The organism is Streptomyces sp. NPDC034111 (assembly GCF_055575375.1).
Window position 1 is genome coordinate 430,033 of the sequence record NZ_JBVIST010000002.1, and the last position, 19,607, is coordinate 449,639.

18 protein-coding genes are annotated in these 19,607 nt (G+C 72.3%); 6 read left to right on the forward strand and 12 right to left on the reverse strand.

Going from position 1 to position 19,607, the window contains the following annotated elements; genetic code table 11:
- Nucleotides 1-75 precede the first annotated feature (75 nt).
- Both ACZ55A_RS07645 and ACZ55A_RS07650 read left to right on the forward strand, forming a co-directional pair.
- Nucleotides 76-825 (forward strand): transketolase, encoded by a 750-nt coding sequence (locus tag ACZ55A_RS07645; protein WP_468835769.1) that lies wholly within the window; start codon nucleotides 76-78, stop codon nucleotides 823-825.
- A gap of 81 nt (nucleotides 826-906) precedes the next feature.
- The gene (locus tag ACZ55A_RS07650) at nucleotides 907-1,815 is read left to right on the forward strand and encodes a transketolase family protein (RefSeq protein ID WP_468835771.1); all 909 of its coding nucleotides are present in this window, start codon (nucleotides 907-909) and stop codon (nucleotides 1,813-1,815) included.
- Between the two features lie 23 nt (nucleotides 1,816-1,838).
- Here ACZ55A_RS07650 and ACZ55A_RS07655 read toward each other — a convergent pair whose 3' ends face one another.
- Nucleotides 1,839-2,762 carry an alpha/beta fold hydrolase gene (locus ACZ55A_RS07655; protein WP_468835773.1) on the reverse strand — a complete coding sequence of 308 codons (924 nt, stop codon included), beginning with the start codon at nucleotides 2,760-2,762 and terminating at the stop codon, nucleotides 1,839-1,841.
- A gap of 184 nt (nucleotides 2,763-2,946) precedes the next feature.
- Between ACZ55A_RS07655 and ACZ55A_RS07660 the strand changes: the two genes are divergently transcribed.
- The gene (locus tag ACZ55A_RS07660; RefSeq protein WP_468835775.1) at nucleotides 2,947-6,165 is read left to right on the forward strand and encodes an amidohydrolase family protein; all 3,219 of its coding nucleotides are present in this window, start codon (nucleotides 2,947-2,949) and stop codon (nucleotides 6,163-6,165) included.
- Between the two features lie 300 nt (nucleotides 6,166-6,465).
- Entirely contained in the window at nucleotides 6,466-7,794 is a 1,329-nt protein-coding gene (locus ACZ55A_RS07665) for an acyl-CoA dehydrogenase family protein (protein ID WP_468835776.1), read from the forward strand.
- A 72-nt stretch (nucleotides 7,795-7,866) separates the two neighbouring features.
- On the opposite strand, the gene ACZ55A_RS07670 is transcribed toward ACZ55A_RS07665, so the two are convergent.
- From ACZ55A_RS07670 to ACZ55A_RS07705, 8 genes are all read right to left on the reverse strand, one after another.
- The gene (locus ACZ55A_RS07670) at nucleotides 7,867-8,469 is read right to left on the reverse strand and encodes a GAF domain-containing protein (protein WP_468835779.1); all 603 of its coding nucleotides are present in this window, start codon (nucleotides 8,467-8,469) and stop codon (nucleotides 7,867-7,869) included.
- Nucleotides 8,466-9,083: a GTP-binding protein gene (locus ACZ55A_RS07675; RefSeq protein ID WP_468835781.1), complete on the reverse strand. Its 618-nt coding sequence runs from the start codon at nucleotides 9,081-9,083 to the stop codon at nucleotides 8,466-8,468. The genes ACZ55A_RS07670 and ACZ55A_RS07675 overlap by 4 nt, the downstream gene beginning before the upstream one ends.
- Nucleotides 9,061-9,456: a DUF742 domain-containing protein gene (locus tag ACZ55A_RS07680; protein ID WP_468835784.1), complete on the reverse strand. Its 396-nt coding sequence runs from the start codon at nucleotides 9,454-9,456 to the stop codon at nucleotides 9,061-9,063. Before ACZ55A_RS07680 ends, ACZ55A_RS07675 begins: the two co-directional genes overlap by 23 nt.
- A 2-nt stretch (nucleotides 9,457-9,458) precedes the next feature.
- Complete coding sequence (locus ACZ55A_RS07685; protein ID WP_468835786.1) at nucleotides 9,459-9,908, reverse strand: roadblock/LC7 domain-containing protein; 450 nt, start codon at nucleotides 9,906-9,908, stop codon at nucleotides 9,459-9,461.
- Nucleotides 9,898-11,958 (reverse strand): sensor histidine kinase, encoded by a 2,061-nt coding sequence (locus tag ACZ55A_RS07690; protein WP_468835789.1) that lies wholly within the window; start codon nucleotides 11,956-11,958, stop codon nucleotides 9,898-9,900. Before ACZ55A_RS07690 ends, ACZ55A_RS07685 begins: the two co-directional genes overlap by 11 nt.
- 365 nt (nucleotides 11,959-12,323) lie before the next feature.
- Complete coding sequence (locus ACZ55A_RS07695) at nucleotides 12,324-13,499, reverse strand: MBL fold metallo-hydrolase (protein WP_468835792.1); 1,176 nt, start codon at nucleotides 13,497-13,499, stop codon at nucleotides 12,324-12,326.
- Nucleotides 13,500-13,829: 330 nt separating this feature from the next.
- Complete coding sequence (locus ACZ55A_RS07700) at nucleotides 13,830-13,964, reverse strand: hypothetical protein (protein ID WP_468835795.1); 135 nt, start codon at nucleotides 13,962-13,964, stop codon at nucleotides 13,830-13,832.
- Between the two features lie 19 nt (nucleotides 13,965-13,983).
- Nucleotides 13,984-15,393, reverse strand: a complete 1,410-nt coding sequence (locus ACZ55A_RS07705) for an NAD(P)/FAD-dependent oxidoreductase (RefSeq protein WP_468835798.1) — start codon at nucleotides 15,391-15,393, stop codon at nucleotides 13,984-13,986.
- Between the two features lie 428 nt (nucleotides 15,394-15,821).
- On the opposite strand from ACZ55A_RS07705, the gene ACZ55A_RS07710 reads away from it, so the two are divergent.
- Complete coding sequence (locus ACZ55A_RS07710; protein WP_468835801.1) at nucleotides 15,822-16,886, forward strand: carbohydrate kinase family protein; 1,065 nt, start codon at nucleotides 15,822-15,824, stop codon at nucleotides 16,884-16,886.
- A gap of 43 nt (nucleotides 16,887-16,929) precedes the next feature.
- On the opposite strand, the gene ACZ55A_RS07715 is transcribed toward ACZ55A_RS07710, so the two are convergent.
- From ACZ55A_RS07715 to ACZ55A_RS07725, 3 genes are read right to left on the reverse strand one after another with little or no spacing between them, the layout of a single operon-like run.
- The gene (locus tag ACZ55A_RS07715) at nucleotides 16,930-17,835 is read right to left on the reverse strand and encodes an SAM-dependent methyltransferase (protein ID WP_468835803.1); all 906 of its coding nucleotides are present in this window, start codon (nucleotides 17,833-17,835) and stop codon (nucleotides 16,930-16,932) included.
- On the reverse strand, nucleotides 17,832-18,110 hold the full coding sequence (locus ACZ55A_RS07720) for a DUF397 domain-containing protein (protein WP_381400313.1): 279 nt from the start codon (nucleotides 18,108-18,110) through the stop codon (nucleotides 17,832-17,834). Before ACZ55A_RS07720 ends, ACZ55A_RS07715 begins: the two co-directional genes overlap by 4 nt.
- A gap of 7 nt (nucleotides 18,111-18,117) precedes the next feature.
- Nucleotides 18,118-18,984 (reverse strand): helix-turn-helix domain-containing protein, encoded by an 867-nt coding sequence (locus tag ACZ55A_RS07725; protein ID WP_468835806.1) that lies wholly within the window; start codon nucleotides 18,982-18,984, stop codon nucleotides 18,118-18,120.
- Between the two features lie 136 nt (nucleotides 18,985-19,120).
- On the opposite strand from ACZ55A_RS07725, the gene ACZ55A_RS07730 reads away from it, so the two are divergent.
- Nucleotides 19,121-19,585, forward strand: coding sequence for an ATP-binding protein (locus ACZ55A_RS07730; protein WP_468835809.1), 465 nt, complete (start codon nucleotides 19,121-19,123; stop codon nucleotides 19,583-19,585).
- The last annotated feature ends 22 nt before the right edge of the window (nucleotides 19,586-19,607 follow it).

Genomic DNA, 19,607 nt, shown 5'->3' on the forward strand with positions numbered 1-19,607 from the left:
GCGCCGGACCGCGGATCCCCGGGTCCGCGGTCCGGCGCTTGACCTCAAGGGCGCTTGAGGTTGCACGCTCGAGGCATGACGCAGACGACCATGAACGCCGCGGCGGCACCGGCCGCGCCGAGGACACCGGACGGACCGGCAACGCGGACCGGATTCGCCGAACTCCCGCAGCTGATGAGCCTGATGACGGGCGATGAGAAACACGGGCCGGCCGCCACCTCCACCCTCGATGCCCTGTGGGTCCTCTACGACCGGGTGCTGCGGGTCTCCCCGGACAGCGTCGACGACCCTGAACGGGACCGCTTTCTGCTCTCCAAGGGCCATGGGCCGATGGCCTACTACGCGGTGCTGGCCGCCAAGGGCTTCTTCCCCGTCGGCCTGCTGCCGGGCTTCGGCTCGTACGACTCGCCGCTCGGCCACCACCCCGACCGGCTGCTGGTACCCGGCGCCGAGATCGGCAGCGGCTCGCTGGGACACGGCCTCCCGCTGGCCGTCGGGACCGCGCTCGGACTGCGGGCACAGGGCCGGACGGATCCGGCCGTATGGGTGCTGATCGGCGACGCCGAGCTGGACGAGGGCAGCAACCACGAGGCGCTGGCCTTCGCGGGCGCCGCGGGCCTGGACCGGCTGCACACCCTGGTCATCGACAACTCCTCCGCCACCCATGGCTGGCGCGGCGGGATCGCCTCCCGTTTCGAGACCGCGGGCTGGTCCGCGGCCACCGTCGACGGCCGTGACCACGAGGCGCTGTACGCCGCCTACCGCGCACCGCACCCGGGACGTCCGCATGCGGTCGTCGCCCGCGTCGAGCCCAAGGGCGCCTGAAGCGCCCGTACTTCCGCCCGGCCCGCTGCTGTCGACCGCACCGGGCCCGGTAGCTGCCAAGACTTCGAGAGGGTTTCAGTGATGGACACCATGCGTGAGCGTTTCGCCTCGGTCACCTCACGGCTGCTGGACGAGGATCCGCGGCTGGCGGTCGTACTCGCCGACATCGGCGTGGACGGCTTCGCCGCGGCGGCCCGGCGGCATCCGGACCGGGTGGTCAATGTCGGCATCCGGGAGCAGCTGCTGATCGGGGTGGGCGGCGGGCTGGCGCTCACCGGGCTGCGCCCGATCGTGCACACCTTCGCCAGCTTTCTGGTGGAGCGCCCCTTCGAGCAGGTGAAGCTGGACTTCGGCCACCAGGGCGTGGGCGGGGTGCTGGTGAGCGCCGGCGGCTCGTACGACTGGCCGAGCGGCGGCTTCACCCATATGGCACCCGGTGATGTCGCCCTGCTCGACACCCTCGACGGCTGGACCGTGCATGTGCCCGGACATCCCGACGAGGCCGAGGCGCTGCTGCGGCACGCCGCGGCGGCCGGAGACGACAAGGTGTATGTGCGGCTGTCGGTGCAGACCAACGCGGGGCCGCGGGCGGTGGACGGGGCCCGCTTCCTGCGGCTGCGGGAAGGGCGCCGCGCCGTGGTCGTCGCCGTCGGTCCGATGCTGGACAACGTGCTCGCCGCGACCGAGGGACTGGACGTGAGCGTGCTGTACGCGACGACCGTACGGCCCTTTGACGCCGAGGCGTTGCGCGCCGCGACCGGGGCGGCGGATGCCTCGGACGTGGTGATCGTGGAGCCGTATCTGGCCGGGACCTCGACGCGCTTCGCCAACGACGCGCTGGTCGACCGGCCGCACCGGGTGCTGGGGCTCGGCGTCGGCCGCCAGGAGCTGCGCCGCTACGGACAGCTCGACGAGCACCTGGCGGCGCACGGCCTGGATCCGCACGGCCTGCGCGAGCGGATCGCCGGATTCGCCGGGTCACACGTCTGACGGCCGACGCGCCGGTGGCCGGCTCAGATGCGCTTGTCGAGCCACGCCAGCAGGTCGCCCTGGACCTCGTCGCGGTTGGTCTCGTTGAGGATCTCGTGACGGGCGTCCGGATACGCCTTCCAGGTCAGCTCGCGGGTGCCCAGGTAGCGGAAGTCCTCCAGGAGTTCATGGACGAGGGTCATCCGCTGATGGCAGGGGTCCTGGTCGCCGACGGCGAGGTGCACGGGCAGTCCGCGCGGGATGCGGGCGAGGTTGGCCGGATCGTTGATCTTGCGGATGGCGCGTACCCAGTCGAGGGCCAGACCTGCGCAGAACGGGAACCCGCAGTCCTCGTCGGCGACATAGGCGTCCACCTCGGCCGGGTCGCGGGAGAGCCATTCGTAGCCGGTGCGGTGGGGGAAGGCGTCGTTGAAGGAGCTGAAGTTGCGTGGGATGAAGGGCGAGAGCGCGGTACGGCCGTGCGCGGCGCTCTCCTGCTCCAGTGCGGCGACCGCGCCCTCGATGTCGAGGCCGGGCAGGGTGCGGAAGGTGCCGCTGAGGATCAGTCCGGCCAGGTCGGCGCCGTACTCCTGGGCGTAGTCGCGGGCCAGCATCGAGCCCATGCTGTGGCCGAACAGGACCAGCGGGATGCCGGGGTGGGCGGCCGCCGCGTGGTCGCCGATGCCCTTGAGGTCGCTGACGATCGCCCGCCAGGCGTCCTCGCCGACCACCCCGCGGCCGCCGGTGGAGGCGGCGGTCGCCCCGTGCCCACGGTGGTCGGAGGCGATGACGGCGTAGCCGTGGCCGGCCAGAAAGCGGGCGAAGCGGTCATAGCGCCTGCCGTGCTCCGCGGCGCCATGGGCGATCTGGACCAGGGCGCGCGGAGCGGCGGACTCCGGAAGCCAGGTGTAGGTGGCGATCCGCGCGTCGTCCGGAGCCTGGTGGAAGTCCTGCTGCATGGCCTGCATGGCATCGTCTCCTGACTGCCGGGGCGGTGGCTGACGTGTCGTCGGCGCACACTCTTCCGCGCCGGGCGGCGGTGCGCCACGGGGCGCGCGCGGGGGATTGCCCCACCCCCGCCCGCGCGGCGTGGCACGATCGGGCGGTTCTTTCCAGACGCCTGTGCCGCAACCCCCTTTCGCAGGAGGATCGTTGGACACCACGGACCGTTCCGAGAACTCCCCTCAGCGCTCCGGCTCCCCCCTTCGCCGCACACCGCTCTCCCGCCGCAGTTTTCTCCAGGGCACCGCCTCGGCCGCCGCCGCGGCGGGGCTGGCCGGGGTCGCCGCGCCCGTGGCCTTGGGTCAGGAGTCCGGGACCACCGGCGCCGCCCTCTCCTTCACGGCCGCCACCAACGGTGCGGCCTCCCTCGCTCCGGCCGGCGACCGCCTGGTCGCCGAGGTCCAGAACGTCCTGTGGTCGCTGCCCCGGTCCGGCGGCGACGCGGTGGCGCTGACCCCGCCCGACCTGGAACCCACCCGTCCGGTGCACTCCCCCGACGGCCGCCGGATCGCCCTCAGCGCCTACCGGGGCGGCACCTTCCATCTGTGGATGCTCTCCCCCGACGGCTCGGGACTCACCCGGCTGACCGACGGCCCCTGGGACGACCGCGGCCCCGCCTGGTCGCCCGACGGGACCCGGATCGCGTTCGCCTCGGAGCGCGGCGGCGATGCGGTGACCGGCGGTCCGTACCGGATCTGGGTGCTGGAGGTGGCGAGCGGGCGGCTGACCCGGGTGACCGGGCTGCCCGGCCAGGACGGTCCCCAACAGGACGGCCCCTGGGAGGACTTCGACCCGTGCTGGTCACCGGACGGCGCACGCATCTTCTTCGTCCGGGGACGGGTCTCGGGCACCGCGCTGCTCTCGCGTACGGTCGCCTCGGTGCCGGCCGACGGCAGCGGCGCGGTGCGCTCCGAGCACACCGGGACGGCGGCCGCCCAGGTGATGGTGCCGGCGCTGTCCCCCACCGGACGGCTGGCCTATCTGCGGACCACGGAGTACCCGGGGCCGACCTGCACCCTGGTGGTGGACGGCGAGCCGGTCGCGGTCGACGGCGATGTCGAGCCGGTGCCGCCGCGCTGGGTCTCGCCGGACGCCCTGCTGCTGACGGTCGGCGGGCAGTTCCGCATCGTCCGCCCCGACGCTCCGCAGCGGGCCGAGACCATCCCGTTCACCGCGCGGCTGCCACTGGACCGTCCCCGTTACCGCGTCAAGGACTACGGCTTCGAGCGGACGGCCGCGGGCCCGGTGCGCGGGGTGCATCTGCCGGCGCTCTCCCCCGACGGCCGCACGGTGGCCTTCGCGGCTCTCAACTCCCTCTGGCTGGCGCCGACTTCGGGCGGCGGTGCGCCGCGCCGGATCGTCCGGGCCGATGCCACCCGCTACGTCCTGGCGCCGAGCTGGTCCCGCGACGGGCGTGCGCTGCTGTACGCGGACGACCGGGACGGGCTGTTCGCGGTGCGCCGCCGGGAGGTCTCCTCCGGCGAGGAGACGGTGCTGGCCGCCGGGGGCCGGGTGCAGCCGGCGCTGTCTCCGGACGGCGGACGGCTGGCCGCCCTCGACATGTCAGGAAATCTCGTCGTAAGGACGCTGTCCGACGGCAAGGAGCGGGTGCTGGCCGCACCGCTGGGCGCCGGCGGGCTGCCCGGCCGCCCCAGCTGGTCCCCGGACGGACGCTTTCTGGCGTACTGCGACCGCAACCGTCTCAACCGCCGCTTCCGCGAGGGCTACAACGTCATCCGGGTGCTGGACGCCGAGACCGGCCAGGGGCGGCTGTTCGCGGTCGCCGAGCATGTCTCGATCGCCGACCGCTACGACTCGGGGCCGGTGTGGTCGCCCGACGGACGCTGGATGGCGCTGATCGCCGAGTCCGCACTGTGGGTACTGCCGGTGCGGCCCGACGGTACGCCGGCCGGCGCGCCGCGGCAGCTGACCGACGAGAGCGCCGACCACCCGTCGTGGTCCGGGGACTCCCGCACCCTGCTCTATCTGTCGGCGGGCCGACTGCGGCTGATCGAGGTGTCCGGCGGTCCGGCCCGCACCGTTCCACTGTCCCTCGGCCACCGGCCGGCGCGCGCCCGGGACACCGTCGTCCATGCGGGCAGATTCTGGGACGGCACCGGTGACACGGTGCGCGAGAACGTCGATGTGGTGGTCCGGGACGGCCGGATCACCGCGGTGGAACCGCACCGCCCGGCCCGGACCGGCGCGGCCCGCCGGGTCGACGCCTCCGAGCGGACCGTCCTGCCCGGTCTGTGGGATGCGCACACCCACCCCTGGCAGACGACCTACGGCGGCCGGCAGACCGCGCTGCAACTGGCGTACGGCATCACCACCGCGGTCTCCTGCGGCGGCTTCTCCTACGAGCAGGCCCGCATCCGCGAGGCCGTGGCCGCCGGTGCGCTCGCCGGGCCACGGCTGCTGACCTGCGGGGAACTGCTGGACGGCGGACGGGTCGCGTACAGCATGGGGCGGGCGCACCGCACCCGGGCCGGGCTGCGGCGGTCGCTGGAGCGCGGCGCGGCGCTGGACTGGGACTTCGTCAAGACGTATGTGCGGGCGCCGGGCTGGGTGATGGCGGAGGCCGCGCGCTTCGCCCACGACCGGCTGGGGGTGCGGGCCGGGAGCCATCTGCTCACCCCGGGCGTGCAGCTGGGCCAGGACCTGACCACCCATCTCCAGGCCACCCAGCGGCTGGAGTCCGGGCATGCGGTCAGCGGCTCGGGACACGCCTACCAGGACGTCGAGGAGATCTACACCCAGGCCGGCTTCCACCTGCTGGCTACCCCCTTCTCGGCGGGCGCGCTGCTGGGCGCCGACCCCGCACTGGCCGAGGACGTACGGGTGGCGCGGCTGATGCCGCCCTGGGACGCCGCGGTCGTACGGGCGAACGCCGGGCACCGGCCCACCCCGGCGCAACTGGCCGACATCGAGACCGAAGTCCGGTTCTACCGGCGGGTTTTGGCAGGCGGCGGGCTGGTCGCACTGGGGACCGACCAGCCACTGACGCCGGTGGGGCTGGGCCTGCACCTGTGCCTGCGGGCGCTGCACCGGGGCGGTCTGAGCGTGAGCCGGACGCTGCGTACCGCGACCGCGCTGCCCGCGCGGGTGTTCGGTGCGGAGCGGGACCTGGGGACGCTGGAGGTCGGCAAGCTCGGCGATATGACGCTGGTGGACGGCGATCCGTTCACCGACTTCGACTCGCTGGTGCGCACCACGGCGGTGCTGCGCGGCGGGCGGCTGGTCGAGCAGCGGGAGCTGGTCGGCGCGTTCCCCGCGCCCGGCCTCCGCACGCTGCACCCGTCCGGTACGGACTGGCTGGCGGTGGGCCGTCAGCAGCGCCGCGAATCCTGTTGCGCCCCGGCGCACTGAGGCACACCACCCCGTCGTGACGGTCCGGGGAGGCGTGGGGTGGCGCGGTTCCGGGGCCTTCGGAACCGCGCCACAGCCGCCCTCGGACAGGGGGTGGTGCACAAACACTTCGCGCTTCAACTCTTCGCATAAATGCCCCCAGTTGATGTTTTGTGCGCCCCGCAGTAGGTATGCCAACGGGTATTGCACGCGGTAAGCGACAGATCACGTTCCGGAACATCCACACTGAAGACGGCACCGCCAGTGCCGTCCCGAGGCGGGGTGCGACAGCGCGGAGAAGATCGCGAAGGAGGGCTCGTCTTGCATCGCTATTTCACCGACCAGCGACATGAAGCACTCCGGCAGCGGGTGCGGGATTTCGCCGAAAGCGAGGTCCGGCCCCGGATTGCCGAGATGGAGGCGAGCCGTACCGTCTGCCATGACCTTTCGCGGCTGATCGCCCGTCAGGGGTGGATAGGTGCGACCGTGCACCGGGCGTACGGAGGAATGGGGGCCGGACATGTCGCCAAGACCATCATCATCGAGGAGCTCTCCCGGGTCAGTGCGGCGATGGGGGCGATGGTGCAGGCCTCCCAGCTCGGCGTCGCGAAGATCGTCCACTTCGGCAACGAGGAACAGAAGAAGACCTGGCTGCCGGCGATAGCCTCCGGCGACTGCCTGCCGACCATCGCCGTCACCGAGCCGCAGTCCGGCGGCCATGTGCTGGGCATGGCCTCCACCGCGGTCCGCGACGGCGACGACTATGTCCTCAACGGCCGCAAGATCTACGTCGGCAACAGCCATGTCGGCGATCTGCACGGCGTCGTCGTCCGCACCGGCGAGGGCTCCAAGGGCCTGTCGGCGTTCCTCGTCGAGTCCGGCACCCCCGGCTTCCGCATCGGGCCGCAGCAGCCCGCGATGGGCCTGCACGGTTTCAGCTTCGGCGAGCTGTTCTTCGACGACTGCCGGGTACCGGCGACGCATCTGCTGGGCCAGGAGGGCGACGGACTGTCCGTGGCGTACTCCTCCAGCGTGCTGTACGGCCGGCCGAATCTGACCGCCGTCTCACTGGGCATCCACCAGGCGGTGCTGGACGAGACCTCGGCGTTCTGCGCCGAACGGCAGCGCTACGGCAGACCCTTGGCCGATCTCGGCACCATCAAGCTCAAGCTCGGCCGTATCCAGTCGCGGCTGCTGCTGTCCCGGCTCTCCGCGTACCACGCGGTGCATCTGCTGGACCAGGGGCTGCCGTGCGATGCGGAACTGATGAACGCCAAGCTGGTCAATGTGGAGTCGGCACTGGAGTCGGCGCGCGACGCGATGGACATCCATGCCGCGTGCGGGCTGTTCACCGACCGGCCGATCGAACGCTTTCTGCGCGATGCGCACCACATCTTCGCCCCGGCCGGCACCTCCGACATCCAGCTGCTGCGCCTGGGAGAACTGGCCCTGGGCCGGGCGAAGGGCGAGTGGTCGGCCCGGCTGGCGGAGCTGCTGCGGCTGGAGCCGTCGGAGTGGCCCGACGACGACCATGACGCCGTCGCGACGGACGCACCGGACGGAGTGCCGGGCGAGCCGGACCGGGCCACCCTTCCCGGCCAGCGCACCGGCCCGGCCCGTCAGCGCTCACCGATCGCCCCCCTCAAGTGAACCGGCCCGGGGCCGCGGCCACCGGCAGCACGCCGATGCCGCGCCCCCGGGCCGGCCGGTACGGGCCCCGGTTCAGCGGGCGTCGCCCTGCTGCTCCATGCGATGGATCTGCTCGACGAGTTCGGCGGCCATCGCCTTGATGGTCTCCAGCCCCTCCCGTCCCCAGGGGCGCGGTTCGAGGTCCACCACACAGACGGTGCCCAGCGCCATGCCCGTACGGTCGATCAGCGGCGCACCGAGGTAGGAGCGGATGCCGATCTCGTCGACGACGGGGTTGCCGGCGAACCGCGGATAGTCACAGACGTCCTCCAGCACCAAGGCCTTGCGCCGGACGATGACATGCGGGCAGTAGCCGTGGTCGCGGTCCATCACCCGGCCGGGCTGGGCGCTGGCGGGCGCCGGCCCCAGCTCGACGGCCTGGTCCTGGGCGGGCGTATAGAGACCGGCGAAGTACTGCCGGTGCTCGTCGATGAAGTTGACCATCGAGTACGGCGCCCGGGTGGTCCGGGCGAGCTTGCGCGCGAACTCGTCGAACGCGGGCAGCGGAGAGTCCCCGATGCCCAGCGCCCGCAGCCGGGCCACACGCGCCGGTGCCTCGTCGTCCTGAGGGGTGAGCAGCAGATGCCGCGTCGGGTCGTAGGAGGCGTACGAGGTGCGGGAGGCGGGGTGGTTCATGGCAGCTCCGGGGTCGCGGCGAGGGCGGGGGTGAGCAGATGCTGGACGAGCGATACCAGGACGTGGGTGGCCGAACCGCACTCGCGGGCGTCACAGAGCACGACGGGGATGTCCGGGGAGAGATCCATGGCGCTGCGGACCTCGTCCGGGTCGTAGCGGTAGGAACCGTCGAACTCGTTGACCGCGACGATGAATTCGATCCCGCGCCGCTCGAAGAAGTCCACCGCGGCGAAGCACTGGTCCAGGCGCCGGGTGTCGGCGAGGATGACCGCGCCGAGCGCGCCGTTGGACAGCTCGTCCCACATGAACCAGAAGCGCTGCTGCCCCGGCGTCCCGAAGAGGTAGAGGACGTGCTCGGGGCTGAGGGTGATCCGGCCGAAGTCCATGGCGACGGTCGTGGTGTTCTTCTCCTCGACGCCCGCCAGATCGTCGGTGCCGACGCTGACCTGGGTGAGGAGCTCTTCCGTACTGAGCGGTTCGATCTCGCTGACCGCTCCGACGAAGGTCGTCTTGCCCACCCCGAAACCTCCGGCCACCAGGATCTTGAGCGCGGTGGGGAAGAGGTCGGGCGAGGGGTCCCCCCGTCGGGGGTCACAGTCGTTTGCGAAGTCCATTCAGCACCGCCTCCAGCAGGGCTCGGTCGGTACGGGACGCGGGCCCGGCCGAAACGGCCGCGGGGGCCCGCGCGGTGAGCGCCCCGCAGTCGACGAGGTCGGCGAGGAGCACTTTGGTGACCACGGCGGGCAGCCGTATATGGGCGGCGATCTCGGCCACCGAGACCGGCCCGCCGCAGAGCCCCAGCACCTGCGCGTGCTCGGGGCCCTGGGCGGCGACGGGCCGGCGGCCGGTGGCCATCACCATGGTCAGCAGATCGAAGTGCGCCGTCGGCCGGGTCCGGCCGTTGCTGATGGTGTACGGGCGGACCAGCCGGCCCGCGGCATCGTCGTACCACGGTTCCCCGCCGCACCGCCGGCGACGCACGGTCATGGTCAACGCCCACCCGCCGACGCCTGCTGGCGCGCGGGGGTGGACAGATAGGGCCGGACGCTCTTGACCAGCATCGACATCTCGTAGCCCAGCACCGCGACATCGGCCTCGCGCCCGGCGAGCACCGCCAGGCAGGCACCGGATCCGGCGGTGGAGACGAACAGGAAGGTGGACTCCAGCTCGACGACGACCTGGAGGACGTCATCGCCCTCACCGAAGCGGGCGCCGGCGCTGCGGGCGAGGGAGTAGAGGCCGGAGGACAGCGCCGCCATGTGGTCGGCGCTGTCCGGATCGAAGCCGTGGGCGGCCTTGACCAGGCCGTCCGAGGACAGCAGGAGGGCGCTCCGGGCGTGCGGGACACGCTGTACGAGTCCGGTCAGCAGCCAGGACAGATCGGTGTGCTGACTGCCCTGCAGCTGCGAATGCGTCTGCGCACGCACATCACTCACCATGGTTGCGGTCGTCTCCTCGGGGGCGGGCCATCGGGGCCTCGTGGTCAGGGTTGTGGAGCAGGTCGTTGCCGGCCGGGCCGCTGAGGTCGCCGCCCTGGGCCGGGGTGGTGCCGGCGGAGCCGCCGGCGTAGGTGTCGTCGGCGAGGCTGAACCCGCGCCGGAAGGCGGCCATCAGACCGGGGTCGTGCTCGGGCTCAGGGCCTGTACGGCGCGCCGCGGACGGCAGGATCGGGTCGCCGCGCAGCTCGGGAACGAGGTGGGTCTGCTTGCGCCGGCGGGGCAGCCGGGGGCGGGCACCGTTGTCCACGGCGGGGGGCGCGGGCGGCAGAACGACCGGGCCGGGGTCGGCGGGTGATTCGGCCGGGGCGCTGTCGGCCGCGTCGGGGCTGGGCGCGTCGGTCAGGGGCATGTCGGGCATGAGGTGGCCCGAGGCGTGAACCAGCCGCCGGCGGGTCGCACCGGAGTCGGGGTCGGCGTCGGCGGGGGGCTGGGTGCGCGCCGGGGGCGTACGGTCCTCGTGGCTCCGCTGCGGCGCGCTCGGGGCCTGATCACGGGCGGGGGCCGGGGCGGGAAGGGCCGCGGTCCGGGATCCGTCACCGCCGCGGTCGTGGCGGTCGTGCCGGTCGTGGCCGCCGTCCGCGTCCGGGGCGTACGGGCTGTCGTACGCGCCGTCGTACGCGCCGCGTTCACGCGCCGGGTCGGTGTCCGGGGAGCCGATGCGCGGCGTGTCCGCCCCCTCCACCTCCCCGGCGCCCGAGTCGACGCCCGAGTCGGCGCCGAGCAGGCCCTGGGGCACGATCAGCACCGCCTGCACCCCGCCGTAGATGTTGCTCTGGAGCCGGACAACGATGCCGTGCCGCCGGGCGAGCGAGGAGACCACGAAGAGCCCGATCCGGCCGTCGCTGAGCAGTTCGGCGACATCGATGTGGTCGGGGTCGGCCAGCAGGGCGTTCATCCGCGACTGCTCGTCCGCCGACATGCCCAGGCCGCGGTCCTCGACCTCGACCGCCAGGCCGGCGGTGACGAGCTGGGCGCGCAGCAGGACCGGGGTCTGCGGTGCCGAGTAGATGGTGGCGTTCTCGACGAGCTCGGCGAGCAGATGGATCACGTCGGCGACGGCGTGCCCGCGCAGGGTGCCCTCGATCGGCGGCACCAGCTTGATCCTGGGGTACTGCTCGACCTCGGCGATCGATGAGCGCAGCACCTCGGTCATGGAGACCGGGCGGCTCCACTGGCGGCGCGAGATGGCGCCGCCGAGGACGGCCAGGTTCTCGGCGTGCCGGCGGATACGGGTGGCCAGGTGGTCGACGTGGAACAGCCCCTTGAGCAGGTCCGGGTCCTCGACCTGGTTCTCCAGCTCGTCCAGCAGCTCGATCTCCCGGTGCACCAGCGACTGGAGCCGGCGGGCGAGGTTCACGAAGACCTCGACCTTCTGCTCGCTGCCGCTGGCGTTGCTGCGGGCGATGGCCACCGCGTCGATGACGGCGGACTCGGCGGCCCGCCCGGCGGCGGCCACTTCGTGGGCGAGCAGATCGAGGGTGTCACCGGTGGGCACCGGGCCCGGCTCGGGCTCCCGGCGCGGCAGCCATTCGCCCTGGCGCACCCGGTCGAGCAGGTCGTAGAGGTCGGACTGGCTGCGGGCGCAGACCTGGCGCAGCCGGGCGTAGCGGGTGACGGTGGCACGGGCCTCGGCGTTGGCGGCGGCGCTCGCGGTGAGCACGATGACGCAGACCACGGCGAGGCCGCCGCAGAGCACCAGCCATTCACGGTCGCTGACCCGGGTGCCGCCGGCCTGGACGACGAAGGCGGCAACGGCGGTGCAGACGACGGCGGTCAACAGGCAGGGTACGGCGGTGAGCCGGACCAGCCGGGACCGTATCGCCGAGTCGGCGGCGGACTCGGGGAAGGAGGCGCGGCCGTGCCGTCCGCCCTCCCGCTCCCGCCGCCGAACGGAAGCGGGTACGGGAGCGGCCCCCGGGGAACCCTGTGTCCCTGGGGACCTTTGAGCCTCCTGGGACGTCTGGGTCCCCTGGGGGAATACGGTAGGCATCGGCGCCCTCCGGATCGGCCGTTGGCGGTCCACGGAGCACGCACGCTAGTTGTTGCAGGGGTGGCCTTCGGGCCCACTTCGGGGTTTCGCTACCCCACGCCACCTCCTTGAGTGGGCGCCGCACGCACATCAGTACGACGAAATCCGAACTCCCGTCCACGCTCCGGGAGTTGCCTCGTTCCGGGACACCTTCCGGCAACGCCTCACGAACGGCGCTCACCGCCCCGACGCGCGCCGGGGATGAGGTCAAAACCCCTTCTGCTGACGGACGTTGAGAGCGGGGTGACGCTCCCGCGGAGAACGGCACGAGGTGAGGACCGCACCCCTCGCACGGTCCCCGCCTCACCCCGGGAAGAGGCCCGATCTCACCGGTCCGCGGCGAGATCCACGTCCACCGACGAGACCACCGGCGGCCAGGCGGGCCATCCGTGGACGGGCGGGACAGCGATCGCCCTCCACCATGGGTAGGCGACGGGCGGGGCGGCGGGTTCGAAGGACTCGCCCGGCCGGGGGTGTGCGGTGGTGACACCGGCCTTGTGGCCGGCGGTCAGGGTCCACTCGGCAGGCTCCGCCCATGGATGCGGTGCGAGGTTGAAGGTGCCCCAGTGGATCGGCAGCAGCACACCTTCCGGCTTGCCGCCGGAGAGGTCGAGGTGTGCCCGCAGGCCCTCGTCCGGGGTCATATGGATGTCGGGCCAGAATTCGCTGTAGGCGCCGACCTGCATCATCGTGGCGTCGAACGGACCGTGGGCCGCGCCGATCTCCGCGAAGCCGGAGAAGTAGCCGGTGTCGCCGCTGTGGTAGATGCGGTGGTCGGGGCCGGCGACCACCCAGGAGGCCCACAGGGTGTGCTGCGGGCCGCGCAGGCCGCGGCCGCAGAAGTGCTGGGCGGGGGTGGCGGTGAGGGTCAGTCCGCCGTGCCGGGTGGACTCGTGCCAGTCCAGTTCGGTGATCCGCTCGGCGGGCACGCCCCAGAATTCCAGGTCGGCTCCGATGCCGAGCGGTACGACGAAGGCGGCGCCGGAGCGGATCAGGCCCCGGACCGTGGGCATGTCGAGGTGGTCGTAGTGGTCGTGCGAGATCACCACGACGTCGACCGGCGCCAGCTCGTCCAGCTCGACAGGCACCGGATGCAGTCGCTTGGGGCCGGCCCACGCGACCGGCGAACAGCGCTCGCCCCAGACGGGGTCGAACAGCACCCGCAGGCCGTCTATCTCGGCCAGCACGCTCGAATGGCCCATCCAGGTGAGCCGCAGTCCGGACGCGGGCGGCCGGCCCCGGTCCTCGGCGGCCGGCCGGTGCACCGGGATCGGGCCCACCGGTGCCCGCCGCAGCCGGCCCTCACGGCTCAGCTGGGTACGCGCCATGGGCAGCGCGGAGCCGTGGAGCAGCTGCCTGGTCGGCACCGGATTGCGGAACTGTCCGTCCACGAACTGCGGCGATCTGCGCATCCTGGCCAGCCGCTCCCCGGTGGGCTCGGCGCCGAAGCTCGCGGGACGCAGCGCGGACAGGCCAATGCGGCGGGATCGGGAACCGGTCACGGCACCTCCATGGTCGGGGCAGTCGCGAAGTGAACGGGCCGCGTCAGCGGTGGGTTCCGGCGGGCCGGCCCACCCGGCACCGCCGTACGGATTCCGCACCACGACACCGGACTCAACACCATCACCCGCTGAGGAGAACCGCGCGACCGGCCGTGGCATTCCGGGAACTGGGACGATACCGGAGTCGGCCGAACGCCAGTACGAGATGATCTTCGGCCGACCGGCAGCCGAGCCGCCGGTGGAGGGCGTTGCTGGTCGGGTTGCCGAGGTCGGCGAAGAGCAGCACCTCCTGCGCGCCCGACTCCCGGGCGGCCCGTGAGGCGGCGCCGGTCACCGCCCCGGCGAGCCGCGTCCGCGCAGCCCGGACGGGGTGTATACGGAGGTGACGCGGGCCGCCCCGGCGAGCGTGCGGGGGACCCCGGCCATCGCGACGGCTTTCCAGAGCCGGGCGGCGGTGTGGCTCATGCCGTTCCGGTGGGGTGGTTCAGATGGCTTCGACCGTGGTGGGCGGGGCCGGGAGGCCTGGCCGGCGGGGCAGGAAGAGGGTCCGCAGCAGGATCCGCGGGGTGAGGAGCCGGGTGGGTGGGGCGGTGAGGCAGAAGACGTCCCGGAAGGCCGCGCCGACCACGTGGTCGATGGCGGCCCGGGCGAAGAGCCGGTCGATGTACCAGGTGCTCAGCCGCTCGCCGAGGCGCGCCGTACGGTCGTCGGCGGCGGCATACGGGCGGTCCGCACCGACCGCGGCGAGCCAGGCAGGCTCCACGGCCCGGGCCACCGCCCGCTGCGCCTCCGCGAGGATGCCGGGGCGCAGACCACCACCGCCGGTGAGGGTGTCACGCACCGCCAGCGCGCCCAGCGCGGCGACCGACATGCCCTGTCCGTACACGGGGTTGAAGGTGCACCCGGCGTCCCCGAGAACGAGGAACCCCTCGGGCAGGGCACCAGGGCGTTCGAAGTGCCGCCGGCGGTTGTAGGTGTCGCGGAAACCGTGCACCGGCGAGAGCGGCTCGGCCTGGGCGAGCAGTTCATGGACGTACGGGTCACCGATGGTGGCGCTGAAGGCGGTGAACTGCGCGGCGTCCGTGGGCGGATGGTGGCCGCGCACTCCGGACAGGGTCAGCAGCCATCTGCCGTCCTCGACCGGTACGTACGCGGCGCCGCGCGGGCACTCCGGCCAGCCGGGGACGTTGACGCCCACCTCGGGGGCGGTGTCCGGGTCCTTGGGCCGGTACATCCGGGTGGCGTAGGCGATCCCCGCGTCCACGGTCTCTTCCTGCGGCGCGCTGCGGCCCAGTTCGGCGTACCACTGGGGAGCGCGGGAACCACGGCCCGAGGCATCCACGACGAGGTCGGCCGGCAGCTCCCGCCCGGCGGCCCGCTCGCCCGGCCCGCCGTCCCGTGAGCGCATCCGCACCCCGGTCACCCGGTCGGCGTCCCCGGTCAGCCCGACGGCCTCGGTCGCCTCCAGGACCTCGACCCGGGTGGGCGAGTCGGCGACGGCCCGCAGCACCCGTTCGCGCACCACGGCGTCCAGCACCGGCCGGGTGACGCTCAGGGTGAGATGGCGGCGCTCGTCGAACCGGCGCTGCCATCCGGTGGGCGTACGGGTGAGCAGATCGCGGGGCAGATAGAGGCTGCGCGCGCCCGCTGCGCCGAGCGCGGCGACCGAGCCGGGCAGCAGCTCCTCGAGCGCGCGCTGTCCGCCGCTCAGCAGGACGTGCAGATGACGGGCCTGCGGTACGCCCTTGCGGAAGGCGTGGCCCTCCGGATACCGGTCGCGCTCGATGACCGTGATCGTCTCGACGTGTCCCAGCAGGGCGGTGACGGCGAGCATCCCGGCGAGCCCGCCACCGATCACGAGCGCGGTGCGCCCGCCATTGGAGTGCTCTGCCATCCTGCCTCGCTCCTCTGCCGGCCCGTTCCAACCGCCGCACGACCCGCTCTTTGCCGTTCCCTGGACCCGTTCGCCATGCCCGGAAGCGACGCCCGCGGCCCTGCGACAGCCCCCACCCACGGCGTGTGATCGTCAGCGGCCCTCACACTTCAATGCACCCGACATCATGTCAACTCCCCTTTGCGACGGCCGAGTCAGGGGCCTTCGACGGCGCGCCGACGGCCAACCTCCGTCGCCCGCTCACCACCCGCCCCGGACCGTCGGCGCGACTTCTTGCACCTCGTTTGCTCCCGCGTGCCACCCCCGCCCCTGACATCCCGACTTGCGGCGAGCCTGCGTCTAGACTCCCCCGCAGCGGACGTACCCGGTCCGCCAACGGTCTCACCAGCAAGGGATTCGCCTCACCAGCAAGGGATTCAAGGACGCTTGTGACATTCCAGCAGGTTTCAGAGCCGTATGACGCATATGACGTACTCGTCGTGGGCGGGTCGGGCGTGGACACCATCGTGCCGGTCGGCGCGCTGCCCGTACCCCCCGCCGATTCCCATCCGGTGCGGCCCATCCGCGAGTGGGCGGGACACACCGGCACAGGTGTCGCACTGGGCTGCGCCGCGCTCGGGCTGACCACCGGTTTCGTGGACTTCATCGGCGACGACCATCCCGGCAGCCTGGTCCGCGAGCGGCTGGCCGGCACCGGTGTCGACTTCCGCCCGCTGATCTCGCCGCACGGCACCCGGCGGGCGGTCAATCTCGTCGCCTCCGACGGCCATCGGATGTCCTTCTTCGACGCCCGTGACCCGCACGATCTGCGGATGCCGCCCGAGCACTACCTCCCGGTGCTGCGCCGGGCCCGCCACGTCCATCTGTCGATCACCCACTTCGCCCGCTTCCTGTACGACGACATCGAGGCGCTGGGGCTGCCCGTCTCCACCGATCTGCACGACTGGGACGGGCTGACGGACCATCACCGGGAGTTCGCGCTCCGCTCGGATCTGGTCTTCCTCAGCACGGCCGGGGCGGGCGAGCGGATCGCGTCCGTCATGCGGGAGATCGTGGAGAAGGGCCGGGCCCAGGCGGTGATCGCGACGGCCGGGGCGGGCGGTGCCTACCTCCTCACCCCCGACGACCGCACTCCGCGGCCGGTGCCGGCCGTGGCCCCGCCCGGTCCCGTCGTGGACACCAATGGCGCGGGCGACGCCTTCACCTGCGGTTTCCTCTACGGACGGCTGGCGGGCCGGCCGCTGGAGGACTGCGCACGGCTGGGCGCCGTCGCGGGCGCGTACGCCTGCACCACGGCGGGCACCCATACCGCCCTCGTCGGACCGGACGAGCTGCGCGGTGTGCTGACCGCTCCCCCGGCACCGCCCGCGGCGCCCGTCACCGCACCGCAGGCCGAACCTCCGGTGGCCGCTCGTATCGAAGCGCCGTCCGCCGGCCGCCCCGGCCTGACGGAACCGCCGCCCGCACCACAGGTCTCCCCCACGGGGGCATAGCCTCCGGGCGACGCCCCGTCCCGGCCGGACAGCGGCGGGGTGTTCAGTCCTTGCGGCCCACTCCACCATAGAAAATGGTGTTGTTGAGCTCCTCGGCACTGGGCACCTCGCCGTCCGGCCGCCACAGCGGCACCCGTACGACGCCCGGTTCCAGCACACTGAACGGCCCGAAAAGCCGCTCGATGCCGGCCTGCGACCGCAGGTTGAGGGTGGCGGTGGCGCTCTTGTAGACGTCCACCACCCCGGCCCGCGCCACCTCGTCCGTACGGCCGCCCTCATAGGCCTCATAGGGCTCGTCGGTCGCATGCGACAGGACGAGGTGGCTGCCCGCGGGGAGCGCCTCGGCGAGTGCGGCGACCAGGGCCGCGGGGTCCTCGTCGTCCCGGACGAAGTGCAGTACGGCGACCAGCAGCAGCCCCACAGGACGGTCGAAGTCGATCAGTTCGCGGACGGTGGGGTGGTCCAGGATCGCCTGGGGATCGCGGACGTCGCCGAGCACGAAACCGGTGCCTTCGGTGGTGGTGAGCCGGGCTCCGGCGTGGGTGGCGACGATCGGGTCGTTGTCGACGTAGACGACGCGGGTGTCGGGGGCGGTCTCGCGGGCCACCTCATGGGTGTTGGGCGAGGTGGGGATGCCGGTGCCGATGTCGATGAGCTGGCGGATGCCGCCGCCGACCAGTTCGCGCACCGCTCGCCGCAGAAAGGCGCGGTTGGCGCGGGCGCTGAGCCGGACCTGGGGGTGCACCTCGATGACCCGCTCCGCGGCCACCCGGTCGACCTCGTAGTTGTCCCAGCCCCCGAGGTAGTAGTCGTACATCCGGGCCGGGTGCGGGCGGCTGGTGTCGATCTCTTCGACGGAGAAACCCGAGGGCTCGGGCCCGGGTGCGTACGGTCCGAACTCGGGGAGCGCACCGTCCGCTGCCGCCGTCGGGAAGTCCTGCCCGCTCATGCCGTCCTCCGTTCGGTGCGCCGGCCCGGCGCGGCGGAGAGCAGGAAGTCGGCGTGGCCGGCCTTGGCGCCCTCGATGAAGCTCACCATCTCGCGGTGGGTGTAGATCAGCGCCGGGCCGTCCGGGTCGGTGGACTGGCGCAGCGCGATCCGGCCGTCCCCCAGCCGCATGGCCTCGACGCATTCGCCGCCGTTTCCGCCGCTCCACGGTTTGTGCCAGCCCTCGGTGCCCAGTTCTTTGGCGGGCATGCCGTTGTAGATGCGTATGCGATCCATGGGGGGTTCAGATCTCCTTGCGAAAGCCACCCAGAATGGCCTCGGTGGTGTGTGCCGGCGCGGCCTGCGCACACATCCGGTCCAGGGCCTCCAGGAACTGCGAGACGTCGTTGCGCTGGTCGAAGTACACGGCTCCGACGAGGCTTTCCGCGTATGCGATGTCCGGGAGTTCCGGGATCGGGAAGCGGAAGATGTGGAAGGGTCCGTACATGGCGGGGTGCGGTCCCGCGGCGAAGGGCATGATCTGCAACCGGACGTTCGGCAGCGCGGTGGCCTCCATGAGCCGGGTGATCTGGTCGCGCATCACCTTGGGCCCGCCGATCGGGCGCCGTAGGACCGTCTCGTCCATGACCACCCACAGCATCGGTGCGTTGTCGCGGGTGAGCAGGGACTGCCGCTCCATGCGCAGCGCGACGATGCGGTCGATGTCGGCCGCGGAGGCGTGCGGCATACCGGCCCGCAGGACCGCGGTGGCGTAGTCCTCGGTCTGCAACAGGCCCGGCATGTAGTGCGGTTGGTAGGCGCGGATGAGGTTGGCCTCACCCTCCAGGCTGACGAAGGCGCTGAACCACTCGGGGAGTACGTCGCGGAAGCGGTGCCACCAGCCGGGCTTGTTGGCCTCGCGGGCCAGGGAGAGAAAGCCCTCGATCTCGGTCTCGTCGGTGACGCCGTAGGTCGCCAGCAGCTTCTCGACGTAGGGGAGTTTGAGGCCGACCTCGGCCTTTTCCATGCGCCGTATCGTGGCGTGGGTCACGTCGAGGGCCGAGGCGGCCCGTTCGAAGGAGAGTCCCGCCTTCTCGCGCAGGTCCTGCAGTCGCTTGCCCAGCACCACCCGCAGGACGGTCGGCGCGCCTGCCGACCGTTGGTCCGCCACGTCCGATCGCCTCCAACTGACTTCAGTGCTCAGCAGTGTGTCATGCCGTCACCACAACGAACAGACTGCACTTACGATTCTGCAAATTACAGAGTGATCCTTGCCATCGGTGACCAACATCGCACATAGTTACGGCGTGGCTTCCTCCAACAACGCTCCCTCGTTAGGGCGCTGCGGCGGCTTTGTCGCCCAGTACCCGCAGGACGCGTTCCACTTGCCGGCACGCTGCACGTCCGTACCCGAGGCGCGCAGACGCGTCAGTGCGCTGCTGAGCGAGTGGGGCGCGGATCAACCAGTCCGCGACGATGTGGAGTTGGTGGTCTCCGAACTGTTCACCAATGCGGTACGGCACACCGAGAGCGAGAAGATCGGCTGTGAACTGGCCCGCATCGGCGCGCACATACGCATAGAGATCACGGACGAGGGCGGGCCGGGGGCTTCGGCACCGCACGTCCAGCCCGGCAGCGTGGACAAGGAGTGCGGACGAGGGCTGTTCCTCGTCGGCGCCCTGTCCGACGGCTGGGGCTCCCGGCCCACCGACAGCGGTCGGGGCCGGGTGGTCTGGGCCGACGTGCCCTACACCGGCACCGCCGCTCACTGAGGCCCCGCTCCGCCGCCTGCGG

Excerpts from the sequence above, each read along its gene's own strand:
- ACZ55A_RS07700 (WP_468835795.1), bottom strand. The coding sequence starts at position 13,964 with ATGAGCCACACCGCCGCCCGGCTCTGGAAAGCCGTCGCGATGGCCGGG.
- ACZ55A_RS07715 (WP_468835803.1), bottom strand. The coding sequence starts at position 17,835 with ATGAGCGGGCAGGACTTCCCGACGGCGGCAGCGGACGGTGCGCTCCCC.
- ACZ55A_RS07690 (WP_468835789.1), bottom strand. The coding sequence starts at position 11,958 with ATGCCTACCGTATTCCCCCAGGGGACCCAGACGTCCCAGGAGGCTCAA.
- ACZ55A_RS07720 (WP_381400313.1), bottom strand. The coding sequence starts at position 18,110 with ATGGATCGCATACGCATCTACAACGGCATGCCCGCCAAAGAACTGGGC.
- ACZ55A_RS07670 (WP_468835779.1), bottom strand. The coding sequence starts at position 8,469 with ATGAACCACCCCGCCTCCCGCACCTCGTACGCCTCCTACGACCCGACG.
- ACZ55A_RS07685 (WP_468835786.1), bottom strand. The coding sequence starts at position 9,908 with ATGGTGAGTGATGTGCGTGCGCAGACGCATTCGCAGCTGCAGGGCAGT.
- ACZ55A_RS07655 (WP_468835773.1), bottom strand. The coding sequence starts at position 2,762 with ATGCAGGCCATGCAGCAGGACTTCCACCAGGCTCCGGACGACGCGCGG.
- ACZ55A_RS07645 (WP_468835769.1), top strand. The coding sequence starts at position 76 with ATGACGCAGACGACCATGAACGCCGCGGCGGCACCGGCCGCGCCGAGG.
- ACZ55A_RS07705 (WP_468835798.1), bottom strand. The coding sequence starts at position 15,393 with ATGGCAGAGCACTCCAATGGCGGGCGCACCGCGCTCGTGATCGGTGGC.
- ACZ55A_RS07680 (WP_468835784.1), bottom strand. The coding sequence starts at position 9,456 with ATGACCGTGCGTCGCCGGCGGTGCGGCGGGGAACCGTGGTACGACGAT.
- ACZ55A_RS07650 (WP_468835771.1), top strand. The coding sequence starts at position 907 with ATGGACACCATGCGTGAGCGTTTCGCCTCGGTCACCTCACGGCTGCTG.
- ACZ55A_RS07675 (WP_468835781.1), bottom strand. The coding sequence starts at position 9,083 with ATGGACTTCGCAAACGACTGTGACCCCCGACGGGGGGACCCCTCGCCC.